This window comes from Stenotrophomonas sp. HITSZ_GD, assembly GCF_029543105.1.
GTDB lineage: Bacteria > Pseudomonadota > Gammaproteobacteria > Xanthomonadales > Xanthomonadaceae > Stenotrophomonas_A.
Genome location: NZ_JARQXB010000006.1, coordinates 165230 through 182537, shown reverse-complemented (window position 1 = coordinate 182537; position 17308 = coordinate 165230). Strand labels below are relative to the sequence as shown.

The following is a 17308-nucleotide window of genomic DNA, read 5'->3' as shown; positions in this document are numbered from 1 at the left end:
TTCAGGCGCCGGGCAAGGCCTGGCGCAGCTGTTCCAACTGGCCCCGCAGTTCGGCCACTTCGGCCTCCAATGCGTCCACCCGGCTGGCCAGCCCCGGCGGGGTGGCGGCCTCAGCCGTCGCGTCGGCCATCGGCGCCATCGCCTCCACGGGGCCGCACAGCGCGTGCGCGTAGCGTTCCTCGCGCTGACCGCTGGCGCGCGGCAACACACCGGCCAGGCCACGCGCACCGAGGCGTTCCAGCACATGGCGCACTTCCTCGGCATCGGCGAAGCGGAACAACCGCTCGCTGCGCGCGAACAGCTCGTGCACCGTCTGGGGGCCGCGCAGGCAGAGCAGGGCGAGCAGCACGGCCTGCTGCCGGGTCAGCGCCAGGGCCGTTTCCAGGCGGTGCTCGTAGCGCTCTGCGCGCGATGAGAACTGCTGCCGCACCAGCCCCAGCGATTCCAGCTGCCGCAACGCGTGGTGCACCTGGCCCGTCTCCAGTGCCATCACCGGCTCGCGCGCGGTCTTCTGGTTGGCCGCCGACTGCGCCGCGTTGACCGTGAGCGGGTAGGTATCCGGCGTGGTGGCCTCCTTTTCGACCAGGCAGCCGAGGAGGCGCGCCTGGACGGCATCGAGGAGTGGAATCTCGGGGGTATCGGCGGACATGGCGGGCAACCGGCAAGGCGGGGCCGGCAGGATAGCCGCCCTCCGACGGTCGCTGAAACCCGCAGGTCATGCCGGAGCCGGTAAAATCGCGCCACTTTCTTCGGTGGTAGACCATGCGTCGCAGCAATTCCGTTTCCCTGATCCTCCTCGCCGGCACCCTGCTGGCCCTGGGCGCCTGCAAGGTGCAGGGCCCGGAGGGGACGCCCGCCGCCAAGCCCGCCCTGGCCCCCTCGGCCGCGCCCAAGGCCCCGGAACAGAAGCCGGCCGCCGCCGGTGTTGCCGCGGACGACAACCTCAACGCCGTGCTGTGGATGCAGCGTTCGGAGGAATACCGCGCGCTGTCCGAGCAGACCTACCGCGCCGCCGCCGACCGCCTGGACGAAGCGCTGAAGCAGGCCAACTGGGATGCGCTGGTGCCGGAAGAGCGCGGCAACGCCATCAAGGGCCTGAAGCCGGCCGTGGTGATGGACGTCGACGAGACCGTGCTGGACAACTCCCCGTACCAGGCCCGCCTGATCCGCGACAACCAGGAATACGACGAGGTCACCTGGTCCAACTGGGTGGCCGAGAAGAAGGCCAAGGCCGTGCCGGGCGTGGTCGATTTCGCCAAGGCGGCCAGCGCCAAGGGCGTGACCATCCTCTACATCTCCAACCGCGCCCAGCACCTGCAGGAGGCCACGCTGGCCAACCTGCGCGCGGTGGGCATGCCGGTGGCCGACGACAGCGTGTTCCTGGGCCTGGGCACCTTCGTGAAGGATTGCGAACAGAACGGCAGCGAAAAGAACTGCCGCCGCCGCCTGGCCGGGCAGAAATACCGCGTGCTGATGCAGTTCGGCGACCAGCTCGGCGATTTCGTGCAGGTCGTGGCCAACACCCCGCAGGGCCGCGGCGAGTTGCTGGCGCAGTACGACGACTGGTTCGGCGAGCGCTGGTGGATGCTGCCCAACCCGAGCTACGGCGGCTGGGAGCCGGCGCAGTTCAACAACGACTACGCCCAGCCGCGCGAAGCACGCCGCCAGGCCAAGCGCGACGCCCTGGACGTGGCCCCGTGAGCCGCCCGCCGCTGCCCCTGACCGAGCGCGAGCGCCTGATCTTCGCGCTCGACGTGCCGGGCCGCCGCGAGGCCGTGGCATGGATCGACCGCCTCGGCGAGGCGGTGTCGTTCTACAAGATCGGCATGGAGCTGCTGGCGTCGGGCGAGTACTTCGACGTGCTCGACGAGCTGGCCAAGCGCGACAAGCGCATCTTCGTGGACCTGAAGTTCTTCGATATCCCCGCCACCATCGGCGGGGTCATCGGACGCCTCTCGCAGTGGCCGGTGAGCTACTGCACCGTCCACGGCTGGCACGCGCCGATGCTGCAGGCCGCCGTGGAGGCGAACCGCAGCCAGATGCGGCTGCTCGCGGTCACCGTGCTGACCTCGATGGGCCGCGAGGACCTGCGCGCCATGGGCATCGACCGTGAACCGGTGGACGTGGTGGTCGAGCGCGCGCTGGCCGCCCAGGCCGCCGGCATCGACGGCGTGATCGCCTCGGGCCAGGAAGCCGGCCCGATCCGCCGCGCCACCGGCGCCGGCTTCTCCATCGTCTGCCCCGGTATCCGCCCGGGCGGCCCGGTGGGCGATGACCAGCAACGGACCGTCGGCGTGGCCGACGCCTTCCGCGACGGCGCCGACGCCATCGTGGTGGGCCGCCCGATCCGCAACGCGGAAGACCCGGTGGCGGCCGCCGAGGCCATCCAGGCCGAGATCGCCGCCCTCTCCATCTGACGATATCCAGTAAAAACAATCAATTGAAAGAATAACGTCAAGGTTTGCCTAAACATCGCAGGTGGCGTAGGATCGCCCCGTCCGGCGCATGCCGGAGATGTGCCACAACACTGTCCACCGGCCTTGCGCCGGTTTTGAAGAGGCTGGGATCGTTGATCCGGCCTCTTTTTTTATGGCCGCGAAAAAGCAAAGGCCCGCGGACGAATCCGCGGGCCTTGCCGTATTCCGGGCCGTGGGCAGCCCCTGCGGGCTGCGACCGGGTGGAGACGTGCCTTAGAACTTCACGCCCACTTCGACCTTGACCTGGCGCGGGGTGCCAATGATGTCGCCGGTCTCGTTGTAGTAGGCCAGCTTCTGGCCCGAGGTGTCGTTGTAGATGATGTTGGTGAAGTTATCGAAGTTGAACACGTTGATGATGTCCAACCGCGCGTAGGCCTTCCAGTCGCCGGCGATCTTGAAGTCCTTGGTCGCCTGCAGGTCCACCGAGCGGTAGCCGAAGATTTTGCCGCCGATCAGGAACTTGCCGTTGCCCTGCGGGTTGAAGCCGGTCGGGATACAGGCCGGCAGGTCCGAGCCCGCCGCCGGATTCGGGCCGCAGATGAAGTCATTGCTCGGGATCGGCGTGGCCAGCGTCAGCTTGCCGCCGAAGGTGATGCCCCAGAAGCCATCGTAGTTGGCCGTGGCCACCAGGCGGTGATGCGCGGCGGCATTGGACTTGATGAAGGGGTAGTCGTCCAGGGTCGCCGCATCGAACGCGTAGTGCTCGTTGATGTCGCGGGTCTGGCGCGCGTTGGTCCAGGTGTAGGCCACCGAGGCGCCCCAGCCGCTTTCCTTCGAGTACGGCTTCTGCGCGGACAGCAGGACCTGCGTGGTGCGGGTCTTGATGCCGTTGTTGCCGACGATCAGGCCGCCGAAGCCCGGCACGCCGCAGCCCCATGCCTGGCTGTAGCCGGGATTCGGGTTGTTGGGGTCGCACAGCTGCGGGTTGTCGAAGAAGTTGCCGTTCGGGTAACGGTTGCCCAGCGTGAAGCCGAAACCGTCATAGCTCAGGATGCGGGTCACGGTGACGTCGGTCAGCCAGTCGCCGATCTGGTTGCTCATGCCCAGGCTGAACTGGTCGGAGTACGGCGCCTTGAGCTTGTTGTTGAGCAGGTCCACCTCGGTGCCCACGTTGCTGGTGCTGCCGGTCAGCGCCTGCAGGTTGGCCAGGCCGTTGAGCAGGCTGGGATCCCAGTCGTAGCAGGACTGCGTGGAGCCGTTGTAGCAGGCGCCGGTGGTCGGGTCACGGAAGTTCACCGTCACCTGCGGCAACGCCGACTTGGTCACTTCCAGCTGCAGGTAGTCGAACAGGTCACGGTCATACGAACGGCCGGCGCCGCCGTGGATCACGTGCATCTCGTCGGCATTGAGGTCGTAGGAGAAGCCCAGGCGAGGCTGCCAGGCGCCATCGAACGCCTTCCGGTTATGGCCGTTGGAGATGTAGTCGTTGACGTCGATGCCGCCGGCGCGCAGCGAATCGGCGTAGGTCTGCCCTGCCGGGCCGTTCGGGTCCTGGCTGTTGAGCGCGTCGACCACGTTCTGCGGCGTCACGAAGTTCAGGTACGACGGGTTCTTCTCGTAGTCCCAGCGCACGCCGATGTTGAGCATCAGGTGCTCGTTGACCTGCCAGTCGTCCTGGATGTACAGGCCGTACTGCTTCGCGTTGGAGACCACGCTCGGCGCCAGGCCACCCAGGCCGGTCACCGGCTTGGTGAAGAACGCCTTGTACGGGATGTCCGAAGTGAAGCCCGGGTTGTTCAGCGTGTAATAGAACTGCGGATTGATATCGAGCGCGTCGGCCGCGTACAGGTCCACGTCCTTGTAGCGCGCACCCATCTTGATGGTGTGCTCGCCGTGCCACTCGATCGCGTTGAGGGTGAAGTTGTCTTCCAGCGACCAGCCCTTCTGGCCCTTGGTCTGCGCCGACAGCGGCGAGCCGCCCTCGATGCTGACGATGGTGGCATCGTTGGGGCCGTTGGGCGTGGTGTACACGTAGCCGTTGCCCAGGGTGATCGGCACCGGGTTGTTGAACGAATCCTCGTGCGTGGCGAGCAGTTCGTTGTAGAACCAGTCACCGCTGTGGTTCCAGCGCAGCGCCCAGCGCTCGTCGGTGTTCTCGGCCACGGTGCCGTGCGAACGCGCATCGCTGCCGCTGAAGTTCTCCTGGTTCTCGTCACGGTTCTGGTACGACAGCTCGAAGCGGTCGCGATCCGTCGGTTCCCAGTCGATCTTGGCGAAGTACAGGTCTTCCTCGAACGACTGCGAGCCCGCGCCCAGCTGCGAGGCGGCATTGGCTGGCAGGAAGCCGACCGCGCCCGCCGCGCCGTCCGCCGGCACGGTCGTGGTCGGCAGGTCGAAGCGCTTGGCTTCGTAGGTCATGAAGAAGTGCATCTGGTCCTTGATGATCGGACCCCCCAGCGCGAAGCCGTATTCCTTCTCCGCCGACGCCGCCTTGTCCTGGCCCGGCTGGCGCTCGGCCGGCGTCATGGCGCGCATGTCCTCGTCGGTGTAGCGGTAGAACGCCTCGCCGTGGAATTCATTGGTGCCCGACTTGGTCGCCGCGGTCACCGCCGAGCTGGCCACCTGGCCGTACTCGGCCTTGTAGTTGGAGGTGATGACCTTGTACTCGCCGATCGCCAGCTGCGGGAACGGATTGCCCGCGCTGCCGAACTGGCCGGCCACGCCGCCTTCCTTGACGTAGCTCTTCTGGCCCACGCCGTCGATGTAGACGTTGGTGGAACTGGTGTTCTGCGCGCCGCCGCGCAGCGAGGTGTTGCCCTTGGCATCGCGGGTGAACACCATGCCCGGCACCGCGTCGGCGAACTCGAGGAAGTTGCGCGACACCTGCGGGGTGGTCTGGATCTGGCGCAGCGAGACGGTCTTGCCGACTTCGGAGGTGCGCACTTCCTGCAGCAGCGTCGGGGCGGTCACGTTGACCGCGTCCAGCGTGGTGGCCGCGCCGCCCGAGGCGGCCGCTTCGCCGCCGGTGGAGATGTTGAGGGTGGCGGTGGAGGCGACGGTGACGGTCACCGTCTCCACGCGGCCGCCGGCTTCGACCCGGTAGGTGCCCGGCTGCAGGCCGACCACGGTGTAGTTGCCGTCCGCGCCGGTGGTGGCGCGGCGGGTCGCGCCGGTGGCCACGTTGGTGGCGATGACTTCGGTACCGGCGGCCGGGCCGGACTGCGAGGACACCTGGCCACGCAGGTTGGCGTTGGCGGACTGGGCGAAGGCGCCGGGAGCGGCGGCGAACAGGCTGGCGGCCAGTGCGCAGCACAGCAGGCTGCGGGTAGGCAGATTGGCGTTGGTTCGGATGGTTTTCACGAAGACCCCTCCCGGGCCGGGCGTTTGGATGACGGTTTTATTCACGGGTAAGACGGATACAACGTCGGATGTGAAAGCCTTGCGGTTTTGTGCAAGCGCTGGAAAATTTTCGTAAGGCCGCCTGGCCCGATGCGCGATGTCATGGGCGGAGTGGGCAGGCGCGAGCATGAGCGCGCGCGCCGTCCAGGCGGATGGTCGTCGGGCTGGGGAAGCATTGCGGTTCCTCCCGATGAAGGCATGGACTTGCCTTGCGTTGTCCTGTCTTGACCCACTCCATGGCGTGACGGTGGCAGGGTCCCGCGCCCTGATCTGGGGCGGGCATTGCGACGTTGGGGCGGCACCGTAGCAGGAACTGCAAACGTTTACATGATGCGGTGCAATATGTGCGCTGCATCCCGATATTCGATTGCAGTGCGCCGGCTATGCCACACCTCCGAACGCGCAGGACAACACAGGACACGCCCGGACATTGCAATGCGTCACATCGGCGCATGGCCTTGCATGGCAGCCCGTTGCGCCTTGCCCGGGCGACCGCGCCGGCGGCAAGATGCGGCATCGATTGGGGAGTCGAGATCCATGTCCTTGATGACCGTCTGGCCGAAATCGTGCCGCCCGCTGCCTTGGCTGCTGGTGGCCGCCTTGCTGTTGCCCGGCTGCAAGCGCGAGCCGGCCGAGCTGCCCGGGGCGACCGCCGAGCCGGCGGCGACCGTGCGTGGCCTGGCCGATCGCCTGCGCGCCAACGACCTGGTGGGCTACGCGCGCGCAGCGGTCACCCCCGCCCAGTACGCCGAGCTGGAGACCGCCTGGCGCGAAGGCCGCAGCCGCTGGCCGCTCACCAGCGTGCCGCTGGGCGAGGAGCTGCCGGCGATGCTGCAATACCTCTCTGCGCCCGGTGCCGAGCAGCGCCTGCAGCGGACCTTCGATACCCAGATCGCCGGCCAGGGGGTCGGCATCAAGCAGGCAGCGCATTCGCTGGGGCTGTTCGGCGTGCAGTACCTGCGCAACCAAGGGGACTACAGCCCCGAGCAGCGCGCGCACTACGTGCAGCTCGTCAACGCGCTGGCCGAATGGGCGTCGGCCGCCCCGCTGGCCGAGCGCCCGCATGCGCAGGCGGCGATCCCGCGCCTGGTGGCGGCCGCGCGCGCCACCGGCCTGTCCGACCCAGCGGCCTGGCAAGCGGCCGGGATGGAGGAAAGCCTGCGGCGCCTGGGTCCGTTCGTGAAGGAGTTGAAGGCCGTGCTCGACAGCTACGGCCTGGCGCTGGATAGCAGCCTGGACCAGACCCGCGTCGGCCTGGTGAGCCAGGAGGGCGACCAGGCCCGGGTCCACCTGCAGTACCCGCTGGCCGCCGAGCAGATCGACACCAGCGCCAGCCTGGTGCGCATCGACGCACACTGGTACCTGGTGAGCATCCAGGACGAGGTACGCGGCGTGCTGAACCCGCCGGCACCGGCCGGGGCGGCGCCCGCGCAGCCGCCTAAGCCATAATGGCGCCGATGCCCGAACAGAATAATCTGCCGTTTCCGGACGGCCAGCCCGATCCGGACCGCCCCCAGACCCCGCCGCCGGCACCCGCCCCGGTGCAGGCGCCCGGCGTCCGCGTGCCCATGGTGCCCGGCGCCGCGCCGCGCCCGGCACGCCGCCCCTTGTGGGCGCGCCTGTTGGGCCGCCTGGCCGATCCCTGGCTCGGGCTGACCATCGAGCCCGAGCAGCCCGGCCAGTACAACGATGGCCGGCCGGTGGTCTACGTGCTCGAGGACTACGGCCTGTCGAACGCGCTGATCCTGGACAAGGCCTGCCGCGAAGCCGGCCTGCCCTCGCCGCTGGTGCCGCTGCCGGGCGATCCGCTGCAGCGCAAGCGCGCCTACCTGGCGCTGTCGCGGCGCAGCAGCAGCAACTCGATCATCCCGGAGCAACGCGGCGCCAAGACCCACTCCGACTCCCTGGCCAAGCTGCTGCAGGCGCACCGCTCGCGCCCGGACCTGGACGTGCACCTGGTGCCGGTGTCGATCTTCGTCGGCCGCGCGCCGGACAAGCAGAGCGGCTGGTTCGCCGTGCTGTTCTCGGAAAACTGGGCACTGGTGGGCCGCTTCCGCCGCCTGCTCTCGGTGCTGCTCAACGGGCGCACCACCATCGTGCGCTTCGCCCCCCCGATCTCCCTGCGCCAGACCCTGGACGAGGGGCTGCCGCCGGAGCGCACCTTGCGCAAGCTGCAGCGCGTGCTGCGCACCCATTTCCGCCGCATCCGCGAGGCGGTGATCGGGCCGGACCTGTCCACCCGCCGCCTGTTGGTCGACCAGGTGCTCGCCGCCGAACCGGTGCGCGAGGCCATCGCCGTGCAGGCCAAGCGCGACAACAGCAAGCCGGTGGATGCCTGGCGCAAGGCGCACGCCTACGCGTGGGAAATCGCCGCGGACTATTCCAGCCCGGTCGTGCGTTCGGCCAGCTTCCTGCTCACGCACGTCTGGAACCGCATCTATGCCGGCGTGCTGGTGCACCACCTGGACAAGTTCAAGCAGGCCGCGCCAGGGCACGAAGTGGTCTATGTGCCCAGCCACCGCAGCCACATGGATTACCTGCTGCTGTCCTACCTGCTGTACGAACGCGGCATCGTGCCGCCGCACATCGTGGCCGGCATCAACCTCAACCTGCCGGTGGTCGGCACGCTGCTGCGCAAGGGCGGCGCGTTCTTCATCCGCCGCTCGATCAAGGGCAACGCGCTGTACTCGGCCGTGCTAAGCGAATACGTCGCGCAGCTGGTCGGTGGCGGTTACTCCATCGAGTATTTCGTGGAAGGCGGGCGCTCGCGTACCGGGCGGCTGCTGCAGCCCAAGGGCGGCATGATCGCCATGACGCTGCGCGCCTTCCTGCGCCAGCCACGCAAGCCGGTGCTGTTCCAGCCGGTGTACATCGGCTACGAAAAGCTGATGGAGGGCAACAGCTACCTCGACGAGCTGAGCGGCCGGCCGAAGGAAAAGGAATCGATCTGGGCGCTGCTGTGGGGTATCCCCAAGGTACTCAAGCAGAACTACGGCCAGGTGGTGGTGAACTTCGGCGAGCCGATCGCGCTCAACGACGTGCTTGCGCGCGAGGCGCCGGAGTGGGATGGCCAGCCGGTCTCCGAGGACGAGAAGCCAAGCTGGCTTTCGCGCGCGGTCGACAGCCTCGCCCAGCAGATCCAGGTGCACGTGAACGGCGCGGCCGACGTGAACCCGATCAACCTGCTGGCGCTGGCGCTGCTCTCCACGCCCAAGCATGCGATGGGCGAGGCCGACCTGATCGCGCAGATCGAGCTGTGCAAGAAGTTGCTGGCCGAGATGCCGTATTCGGATCGGGTCACGGTGACCCCGCATTCGCCCGAGCGCATCATCGCCCACGCCGAGGAGATCGCCGTGCTCACGCGCACGCCGCACCCGCTGGGCGACGTGCTCAGCGTCAGCGGCGATACCGCGGTGCTGCTGAGCTACTTCCGCAACAACGTGATCCACCTGTTCACCGCTTCTTCGTGGGTGGCGTGCTGCTTCCAGAACAACCGCCGCATGAGCCGCGCCGGCCTGGTGCGGCTGGGCCGCACGGTCTATCCGTTCCTGCAGACCGAGCTGTTCCTGCCGTGGACGGAAGACGAGTTCGCCGGCCGCATCGAGCAGACCATCGAGGTGTTCGTGCGCGAAGGCCTGCTGATGAGCATCAACGAGGACGACGGCGGCATCCTGGCGCGCAACACCGGGCAGACCGACGAGGTGTTCCGCCTGCGGGCGATTGGCCATTCGCTGCAGCAGGCGTTCGAGCGCTATTACATCGCCATCTCGGTGCTGGTGAAGAACGGCCCGGGCACGCTGGGCGCCGGGGAACTGGAAAGCCTGTGCCAGCAGGCCGCCCAGCGCCTGAGCCTGCTGTACGCGCCGGCTGCGCCGGAGTTCTTCGACAAGAGCCTGTTCCGCGGCTTCATCCAGAAGATGCGCGAGCTGCGCCTGGTCTGGCCGGACGAGAACAGCAAGCTGGTGTTCGACGAGCGGCTGGATACCTGGGCCAAGGACGCGAAGTTCATCCTGGGCCGCGAGCTGCGCCATACCATCGAGCGGGTGAGCCCGGCGGCCGCCAAGCCGGTGGAAGAGCCCGCACCGCAGGACTGAGGGCGCGCGCGGGTGAGCCCGCCGTGCCGGCGGTCAGGCCGGCTCGTCGGGGATCAGCGCGCTTTCCAGCCGGGCGATGCAGTCCTTCAGCTGGAGCTTGCGCTTCTTCATCCGCTTGATCGTCAGTTCGTCCTCCGCCAGGTCGATGACCCGGCGGCTGATCTCCTCATCCAGTTCGCGGTGCTCGCGGCGCAGGGCGTCCAGACGTATGACGACAGTGGCGGTATCGGGCGTCTCCATCGGCTTCGAGCTTACACCGGCCAGCGGGGCCGTCGCATGCCGATCCAGCATGGCGCGCCGGTGCCGGCCGCCGGCCGCGACCCGGTAGAATGGCGCGATGAGCGCCGTCATTTCCCTTCCCGATCCGCTGCCGCCGCGCCGCGATCCGCGCGTGGCCGAACGCGAGCAGGCCAAGCTCGCCAAGCGGCTGCGCCGCCAGGTGGGCCAGGCGATCGCCGACTTCGGGATGATCGAGGCCGGCGACAAGGTCATGGTCTGCCTGTCCGGCGGCAAGGACAGCTATACCCTGCTGGACATCCTGTTGCAGCTGCGCCGCAAGGCACCGGTGGATTTCGAACTGGTCGCGGTCAACCTGGACCAGAAGCAGCCGGGGTTCCCCGAACACGTGCTGCCGGATTACCTGCGCGCGCTGGGCGTGCCGTACCACATCATCGAGCAGGACACCTACTCGGTGGTGAGCCGCGTCATCCCGGAAGGCAAGACGATGTGCTCGCTGTGTTCGCGCATGCGTCGCGGCGCGTTGTACGCGTATGCCGAGGCGGAGGGCTTCACCAAGATCGCGCTGGGCCACCACCGCGACGACATGGTGGCCACGTTCTTCATGAACCTGTTCCACCACGCCAAGCTGTCGGGCATGCCGCCCAAGCTGCTCAGCGACGACGGCAAGCACGTGGTGATCCGCCCGCTGGCCTACGTGGCCGAGCGCGACATCGTCGACTACGCACAGGCGCGGCAGTTCCCGATCATTCCCTGCAACCTGTGCGGTAGCCAGGAGAACCTGCAGCGCCGCCAGGTCGGGTTGATGCTCAAGCAATGGGAGAAGGAGAGCCCGGGCCGCATCGAGCAGATCGCGCGCGCCATGGGCGACATTCGCCCCTCGCAGCTGGCCGACGGGAAGCTGTTCGACTTCATGGCCCTTGGCCGCCGGCACGACACGCCGCTGCCGGATGCGCATGCCTGGCTGGCCGGTGGCGAAGGCCACGCGGCCGACTCCTGACGATTCCGCGGTCGCGCCCGACGCGCGCACCGCTCCACCGATTGGATACTCGATGTTCTTCCGCAACCTGACGCTGTTCCGCTTCCCCACCACGCTCGACTTCACCGACATCGACAAGCTCCTGCCCGAAGCGCTGCTCAAGCCCGTCGGCCCGCTGGAGATGACCTCGCGCGGATTCATCTCCCCGTTCGGCCGCGAGGAGCAGGAAGTGCTGTCGCACCGCCAAGGCGATTTCCTCTGGCTCACCGTCGGCGGCGAGGACAAGATCCTGCCCGGCTCGGTGGTCAACGACCTGCTCGGGCGCAAGCTCGCCGAGATCGAGGAGAAGGAAGGCCGCAAGCCAGGCGGCAAGGCGCGCAAGCGCCTGAAGGACGACCTGATCCACGAACTGCTGCCGCGCGCCTTCGTGAAGAGTTCACGCACCGACGCCATGCTCGACCTGCAGCACGGCTATGTCGCGGTGGATTCGTCCAGCCGCAAGACCGGCGAGAGCGTCATGTCCGAGATCCGCGGCCTGCTGGGCTCATTCCCCGCGCTGCCGCTGAATGCGGAGGTCGCGCCGCGCGCGATCCTCACCGGCTGGATCGCCGGCGAAACCCTGCCCGAAGGCCTCAGCCTGGGCGAGGAGTGCGAGATGAAGGATCCGATCGAGGGCGGCGCGGTGGTGAAGTGCCAGCACCAGGAGCTGCGCTGCGAGGAAATCGACAAGCACCTGGAGGCCGGCAAGCAGGTCACCAAGCTTGCCCTGACGCTGGACGACCACGTGTCCTTCGTCCTGGGCGACGACCTCGGCGTGCGCAAGCTGAAGTTCCTCGACGGTGCGCTCGACCAGCTGGAGAACGCCGACCAGGACGGCGTGCGCGCCGAACTGGACGCACGGTTCGCCCTGATGAGCGGTGAAGTCCGCCGGCTGTTTCTCCTACTCGAAGACGCGCTGAAACTGAGCAAGGCCGAGGCGTGATCGGAGGTGACGCATGCGCCCATGACGGGCGTATGCTGTCCTCGCCATGGCGAAGTTCCTCCCCCGACTGATCGCCGCATCGCCGCGCACCCTGCAGCGCGATTGCGTGCGCCTGCGCCTGGACGACGAACAGGAAATCGACGTGTTGCGCGTGCGCGATCCGCGTGCGCGGCGCATCAAGCTCAGCGTGGATGAACGCGGCGCACGCCTCACCTTGCCCACGCGGGCCAGCCTCGTCGCCGGCGAACGCTTCCTGCACGAGCACCGCCAGTGGTTGGCGACCCAGCTGGCCCGGTACGCGGAGGACACCCTGCTGCCGGCCCTGCAGCGCGATGTCCCCGGCCAGCGGTTGCCGTTGCGCGGCGAGCAGTGGCCGCTGCATTGGCACGCCGGGCGCTACACACGCATCGAGCAGGACGCCGAAGGCATCCATTTCCACCTGCCCGCGCGCGCGGGCACGCCGCTGATGCTGCGCGCCTTGCGCGACTTCTACGAAACCCAGGCGCGTGCCGATATCGGGCGCTGGCTGCCGCGCTATCTGCCGACGTTGCCGCGCGCACCCTCGCGCGTGCGGGTGAAGGTGATGTCCTCGCAATGGGGCTCGCTGGCGCCGGACGGCACGATGGCGTTGGACCTGGCGCTGGTGCTGGGCCGCCCGGCTGCGTTCGAGTACGTGCTGGTGCACGAACTCTGCCATCTGATCCAGGCCAACCACTCGCCGGCCTTCTGGCGCGAGGTGGAACTGCGCTGCCCGCTGTGGCGCGTGGAGCGCGACTACTTCCAGCGCCAGGGCCGCTCGCTCAAGGCACAGCTGCGGCGGTTGCTCCAGCCGGCCTGACTCAGCCGCGCGGCATTGCGTCCAGGAACGGCTGCACGAGCGCGGCCACCTCCGCCGGCTGCTCCATGTGCAGATGATGCGTGCCGGGCAGCACGTGCAGCCGGCCATCCCGCAACCGCTGCGCGCGATGGGTGCGCAGCGGCTCGGGGAAATAAGCTTGGGCGGGCGTGGCGAAGATCACCAGCGTCGGGCATTCGACCGCTTCCACCAACACGTCGATCTGCGCCTCGGTCATGCGCACCGCGGTGGGCAGCGTCAGGCGCTGGTCGCTGCCCCAGCTGTAGCCGCCGGGCACCGCGCGCACGCCGCGCTCCACCAGCAGGCGCGCGCTGGTTTCGCTGAGCTGGTTGGCCATCATCCGCGCCCGCACCGGGGCTTCGAGGTTCGGGAACACCCGCAGCGGCTTGCCCGGCAGCGCGTGGGCGGCCTCCACGCTCTCGCGCAGCCGCGTGGCGGTATTTTCGACCCGCTCGCCCAGGCCGCCCAGCGCCTCGATCACCACCAGCGCCTGAATTCGCGCCGGTACGGCGGCAGCCACCAAGCTGGCGATGCCGGCGCCCATCGAGTGGCCCAGCAGGGTGAAGCGGTCCCAACCCAGGGCGTCGGCCACGGCCAGCACATTGCCGATCGCGCCGATCATCGTGTACTCGCTGCCCGCCGGCAGCGCGGCGCTGTGGCCGTGGCCGGGCAGGTCGATCATCACCAGGTCCAGCCCTCGCAGGGTGCCGGCCAGCGGCAGGAAGCTGGCCGCGTTGTCGAGCCAGCCGTGCAGGGCCAGCACGCGGCGCCCGCCTTCCTGGCCGCAGCGCAGCCCGCGCAGCTCGCCGAACGGCAGGGTGCAGGCGAACTCGCGCACGCCGCTCATGCGCGCGCGGCCACCCCGGCCAGCGCGGCGGCGTGCGCCGGCGAAGCGTTGAGGCAGGGGATGTAATGCAGCTCGGCGCCACGCTCGGCCAGCGTGTGCGCAAACCCCATGGCCACTTCTTCCAGCGTTTCCAGGCAGTCGGTGGCAAAGCCCGGGCACACCACGTCGATGCGGCGCACGCCGGCCTCGGCCATCGCCCACAGCGTGGGTTCGGCATAGGGCTGCAGCCAGCGTTCGCGGCCGAAGCGCGATTGATAGCCCATCCGCCATTCGTCCTCGCCCAGCCCCAGCGCCGCGGCAATCGCGCGCGCGCTGGCCTCGCAGCGCTGCGGATACGGATCGCCGCCGTCGGCCACGCGCTGCGGCAACCCGTGGAAGGAGAACATCAGCTGCTCGCCGCGGCCATTGGCTTCCCAGTAGGCGCGGATCGAAGCGGCCACCGCCTCCACCCAGGCCGGGTCTTCGGCGTAGTCGCGGATCAGCTCCACGCGCACGTCGGGATGGCGCTGGCGCCAGGCGTCCACCACGTCCTGCACCGACGCGGTGGTGGTCGTCGAATACTGCGGGTAGAGCGGCAGCACCACGATGCGGCCGATGCCGGCATCGCACAGGCGGTCCAGCGCGCGCAGCAGGGCCGGCTCGCCGTACCGCATCGCCCAGTCCACGCGCCACGCCGGCAGCGCCGCCTGCAGGGCGCTGGCCAGGCCGGCCGTGTACACGGCCAGCGGCGAGCCGCCCGGCAGCCAGACCTGCGCGTATTTCTCCGCCGAGCGTGGCCCGCGCAGCGGCAGGATCACGCCGTGCAGCAACGGCTTCCACAGCCATCGCGGAATGGACACCACGCGCGGATCGCCGAGGAACTCGGCCAGGTAGCGCCGCACCGCCTGCGGTGTGGGCGCCTCGGGCGTGCCTAGATTGACCGCCAGCAGGGCGGTGTTCGGTGCGTCGGGCATGGGCCCCATTGTGGCAGACCCGCGGCGCGATGCCGCCCCGCGTGCTCGATGGCCGCGATAGATACGGCGCATCCGGGCCCCGGGCGCTAATGGGCGATTCACCCCGGCGCGACTAACGTCGGCTATTACCTTATCTTTCCGCGATCGTTCACTGGAGCCCGCCATGCCCCGCCTGTCGCGTCTTGCCCTGCTGATGTCCCTGTCGTTCGCCGTCGCCGGCCATGCCATTGCCGGCCCCGAGGAAGACCAGCGCGCGCGCAACGCGGTGAGGGTGCTCAACGAAATCCAGAAAATCCCCGAGCAGTCCATTCCCGACAAGCTGCTCGACGAGGCGCGCGCCATCGTCGTCATCCCGGACACCATCAAGGCCGGCCTGGTCATCGGCGGCCGCCGCGGCCATGGCCTGATGTCGATGAAGAACCCGGACGGCAGCTGGTCGCAGCCGGTGTTCGTCAAGCTCACCGGCGGCAGCATCGGCTTCCAGGCCGGCGTGCAGTCCTCCGACGTGGTGCTGGTGTTCCGCAACGACCGCAGCCTGGACAACATCGTCAACGGCAAATTCACCCTCGGCGCCGATGCCGGTGTGGCCGCCGGCCCAGTGGGCCGCAACGCCGCCGCCGCCACCGACGGCCAGCTGAAGGCCGAGATCTGGTCGTGGTCGCGCGCGCGCGGCCTGTTCGCCGGCGTGGCGCTGGATGGTGCCGTGCTGCAGATCGACGACGAGGCCGACCTGAATGCCTACGGCACCGGCAGCACCCCGCGGATGATCTTCGAGGGCCGCTCGCCCGAGCAGCCGTCCACCGACGTGATCGCGTTCCGCGACCGCCTGGAAGAGGCCACCTATACCGCGCGCAGCAACCGCGGCGAGGGTGCGCCGCCGCCCGCCCCGCGTACCGCGGCGGTGCCGGTCACCGGCCCGGCCCCCGCGCCGGTCGCTGCGCAGGAGGCCAGCACCGCACCGCTGCAGGCCGCGCCGGCCAGTGCGCCGCAGCAGGGTTTTCAGCCGGTGGGCGAGGGCGAAGTACGCACTGAATCGCTGGATGGCAAGCCCTGAAAGTCAGCACCCCCGTCCCGGCGGGGGTGCGCTATCCTGAGTGTCCTTTCACGACAAGCGGCGAGCGGATCATGGGCGGCTTTAGCATCTGGCACTGGTTGATCGTGCTGGTGATCGTGTTGCTGGTCTTCGGTACCAAGCGCCTGACCAGCGGCGCCAAGGATCTGGGCACCGCGGTCAAGGAATTCAAAAAGGGCATGCGCGACGAAGACCGTCCGGCGCAGCTCAACGACCAGACCCGCGACACCGACAGCACGCAGGCGCAGAACGAGCGCGAGCGCGACGGTCGCTGATCCAGCGCGCGAGGGCGTCGGCACGTGTTCGACATCGGTTTCAGCGAACTGCTGCTGATCGCCATCGTGGCCTTGGTGGTGCTCGGCCCCGAGCGCCTGCCCAAGGCCGCGCGGTTCGCCGGCCTGTGGGTGCGCCGCGCGCGCAACCAGTGGGACTCGGTCAAGCAGGAACTCGAGCGCGAGCTGGAGGCCGAGGAACTCAAGCGAAACCTGCACAGCGTGCAGACTTCCCTGCGCGAGGCCGAATCGCAGATGCGACAGGGCCAGGAGCAGGTACGCGCGCACGGGCAGTCGCTGCACGAGGAAGTGGCGCGCGACGTGGATATCCGCACCGGTAGCGACACCGCGCCCGCCCCGCCGGCCGAAGCGCCCGCCGCGCCGCCGCCGGCTGAACCGGCCCCGCCGGAGAAGCAGCCGTGAACGCGCCGGACGACCTGCAGGCCGAAAGCAGCCTGATCGAACACCTCATCGAACTGCGCGCCCGCCTGGTGCGCGCGCTGCTCGGCCTGGGCGTGGTGCTGCTGTGCCTGCTGCCCTTCACCCGGCAGATCTACAGCTGGCTGGCGCGCCCGCTGGTCTCCCAGCTGCCCGCCGGGCAGACGATGATCGCGATGAACCCGGCCGGCGCGTTCTTCGCGCCGATGAAGCTGACCTTCTTCGTGGCGCTGTTCATCTCGGTGCCCTGGCTGCTCTACCAGGCGTGGGCCTTCGTCGCGCCGGGCCTGTACCAGCGCGAGAAGCGCCTGGCCCTGCCGCTGCTGGCCTCGGCGGTGGCGCTGTTCTACATCGGCTGCGCGTTCGCCTATTTCCTGGTGCTGCCGGCGGTCTTCCACTTCCTGACCACCTTCACCCCGGATGTCATCGCGCTCACGCCCGATGCCAACGCCTACCTGGATTTCGTGCTGGTGATCTTCTTCGCCTTCGGCACCAGCTTCGAGCTGCCGGTGGCGCTGGTGATCATGGCGCTGCTCGGCTGGGTCACGCCGGACCAGCTGCGCCAGGGCCGCGGTTACGCCATCGTCGGCATCTTCGTGATCGCCGCGGTGCTCACCCCGCCGGACGTGGTCTCGCAGCTGATGCTGGCGATCCCGATGTGCATCCTCTACGAGCTGGGCATCATTGCCGCCCGCGCGGTGGTGCCCAAGCCGCAGCCGCAGTCGTGACCGGCGACGGGCATCGCGCCCGCCAGGGTCGATC

General features: G+C 68.8%; 15 protein-coding genes and 1 pseudogene. 11 read left to right on the top strand and 5 right to left on the bottom strand.

Features of this window, described 5'->3' with window-relative positions; translation table 11 throughout:
* Position 1: 1 nt before the first annotated feature.
* Positions 2–649 carry a DUF480 domain-containing protein gene (locus P6166_RS08610; RefSeq protein WP_277764053.1) on the bottom strand — a complete coding sequence of 216 codons (648 nt, stop codon included), beginning with the start codon at positions 647–649 and terminating at the stop codon, positions 2–4.
* Positions 650–762: 113 nt separating this feature from the next.
* On the opposite strand from P6166_RS08610, the gene P6166_RS08605 reads away from it, so the two are divergent.
* Entirely contained in the window at positions 763–1701 is a 939-nt protein-coding gene (locus P6166_RS08605; RefSeq protein ID WP_277764052.1) for a 5'-nucleotidase, lipoprotein e(P4) family, read from the top strand.
* Entirely contained in the window at positions 1698–2417 is a 720-nt protein-coding gene (gene pyrF / locus P6166_RS08600; protein ID WP_277764051.1) for an orotidine-5'-phosphate decarboxylase, read from the top strand. The genes P6166_RS08605 and pyrF overlap by 4 nt, the downstream gene beginning before the upstream one ends.
* A 273-nt stretch (positions 2418–2690) precedes the next feature.
* Here pyrF and P6166_RS08595 read toward each other — a convergent pair whose 3' ends face one another.
* Positions 2691–5777 (bottom strand): TonB-dependent receptor, encoded by a 3087-nt coding sequence (locus P6166_RS08595; RefSeq protein WP_277764050.1) that lies wholly within the window; start codon positions 5775–5777, stop codon positions 2691–2693.
* A 576-nt stretch (positions 5778–6353) separates the two neighbouring features.
* On the opposite strand from P6166_RS08595, the gene P6166_RS08590 reads away from it, so the two are divergent.
* On the top strand, positions 6354–7265 hold the full coding sequence (locus P6166_RS08590) for a hypothetical protein (RefSeq protein WP_277764049.1): 912 nt from the start codon (positions 6354–6356) through the stop codon (positions 7263–7265).
* Entirely contained in the window at positions 7265–9910 is a 2646-nt protein-coding gene (plsB, locus tag P6166_RS08585; RefSeq protein ID WP_277764048.1) for a glycerol-3-phosphate 1-O-acyltransferase PlsB, read from the top strand. Before P6166_RS08590 ends, plsB begins: the two co-directional genes overlap by 1 nt.
* 33 nt (positions 9911–9943) lie before the next feature.
* Here plsB and P6166_RS08580 read toward each other — a convergent pair whose 3' ends face one another.
* Positions 9944–10150: a YdcH family protein gene (locus P6166_RS08580; protein WP_277764069.1), complete on the bottom strand. Its 207-nt coding sequence runs from the start codon at positions 10148–10150 to the stop codon at positions 9944–9946.
* Positions 10151–10247: 97 nt separating this feature from the next.
* On the opposite strand from P6166_RS08580, the gene ttcA reads away from it, so the two are divergent.
* Genes ttcA through P6166_RS08565 form a run of 3 tightly spaced genes read left to right on the top strand, consistent with a single transcriptional unit; the run spans position 10248 to position 12946 of the window.
* Positions 10248–11147: a tRNA 2-thiocytidine(32) synthetase TtcA gene (gene ttcA, locus P6166_RS08575; protein WP_277764047.1), complete on the top strand. Its 900-nt coding sequence runs from the start codon at positions 10248–10250 to the stop codon at positions 11145–11147.
* Between the two features lie 52 nt (positions 11148–11199).
* The gene (locus P6166_RS08570) at positions 11200–12108 is read left to right on the top strand and encodes a recombination-associated protein RdgC (RefSeq protein ID WP_277764046.1); all 909 of its coding nucleotides are present in this window, start codon (positions 11200–11202) and stop codon (positions 12106–12108) included.
* A 46-nt stretch (positions 12109–12154) separates the two neighbouring features.
* On the top strand, positions 12155–12946 hold the full coding sequence (locus P6166_RS08565) for a SprT family zinc-dependent metalloprotease (RefSeq protein ID WP_277764045.1): 792 nt from the start codon (positions 12155–12157) through the stop codon (positions 12944–12946).
* A gap of 1 nt (position 12947) precedes the next feature.
* Here the strand turns inward: P6166_RS08565 and P6166_RS08560 are convergent, their stop codons facing one another.
* Complete coding sequence (locus P6166_RS08560) at positions 12948–13802, bottom strand: alpha/beta hydrolase (RefSeq protein ID WP_277764068.1); 855 nt, start codon at positions 13800–13802, stop codon at positions 12948–12950.
* A gap of 5 nt (positions 13803–13807) precedes the next feature.
* A complete protein-coding gene (gene hemH / locus P6166_RS08555) occupies positions 13808–14764 on the bottom strand; it encodes a ferrochelatase (protein ID WP_277764044.1) in 957 nt (318 codons plus the stop codon).
* A gap of 163 nt (positions 14765–14927) precedes the next feature.
* Between hemH and P6166_RS08550 the strand changes: the two genes are divergently transcribed.
* From P6166_RS08550 to tatC, 4 genes and pseudogenes are all read left to right on the top strand, one after another.
* Positions 14928–15818, top strand: a complete 891-nt coding sequence (locus P6166_RS08550; RefSeq protein WP_277764043.1) for a YSC84-related protein — start codon at positions 14928–14930, stop codon at positions 15816–15818.
* A gap of 71 nt (positions 15819–15889) precedes the next feature.
* Positions 15890–16111, top strand: coding sequence for a Sec-independent protein translocase subunit TatA (gene tatA / locus P6166_RS08545; protein WP_130319836.1), 222 nt, complete (start codon positions 15890–15892; stop codon positions 16109–16111).
* Between the two features lie 24 nt (positions 16112–16135).
* A pseudogene (gene tatB / locus P6166_RS08540) lies at positions 16136–16441 on the top strand (Sec-independent protein translocase protein TatB); the annotation flags it as partial.
* Between the two features lie 86 nt (positions 16442–16527).
* Complete coding sequence (gene tatC / locus P6166_RS08535; RefSeq protein WP_277764042.1) at positions 16528–17274, top strand: twin-arginine translocase subunit TatC; 747 nt, start codon at positions 16528–16530, stop codon at positions 17272–17274.
* Positions 17275–17308 lie beyond the last annotated feature (34 nt).

Bases quoted from the DNA above. Each gene is read 5' to 3' on its own strand.
- P6166_RS08610 (WP_277764053.1), bottom strand. From the start codon at position 649: ATGTCCGCCGATACCCCCGAGATTCCACTCCTCGATGCCGTCCAGGCG.
- P6166_RS08605 (WP_277764052.1), top strand. From the start codon at position 763: ATGCGTCGCAGCAATTCCGTTTCCCTGATCCTCCTCGCCGGCACCCTG.
- P6166_RS08590 (WP_277764049.1), top strand. From the start codon at position 6,354: ATGTCCTTGATGACCGTCTGGCCGAAATCGTGCCGCCCGCTGCCTTGG.
- plsB (WP_277764048.1), top strand. From the start codon at position 7,265: ATGGCGCCGATGCCCGAACAGAATAATCTGCCGTTTCCGGACGGCCAG.
- P6166_RS08580 (WP_277764069.1), bottom strand. From the start codon at position 10,150: ATGGAGACGCCCGATACCGCCACTGTCGTCATACGTCTGGACGCCCTG.
- ttcA (WP_277764047.1), top strand. From the start codon at position 10,248: ATGAGCGCCGTCATTTCCCTTCCCGATCCGCTGCCGCCGCGCCGCGAT.
- P6166_RS08570 (WP_277764046.1), top strand. From the start codon at position 11,200: ATGTTCTTCCGCAACCTGACGCTGTTCCGCTTCCCCACCACGCTCGAC.
- P6166_RS08565 (WP_277764045.1), top strand. From the start codon at position 12,155: ATGGCGAAGTTCCTCCCCCGACTGATCGCCGCATCGCCGCGCACCCTG.
- hemH (WP_277764044.1), bottom strand. From the start codon at position 14,764: ATGCCCGACGCACCGAACACCGCCCTGCTGGCGGTCAATCTAGGCACG.
- P6166_RS08550 (WP_277764043.1), top strand. From the start codon at position 14,928: ATGCCCCGCCTGTCGCGTCTTGCCCTGCTGATGTCCCTGTCGTTCGCC.
- tatA (WP_130319836.1), top strand. From the start codon at position 15,890: ATGGGCGGCTTTAGCATCTGGCACTGGTTGATCGTGCTGGTGATCGTG.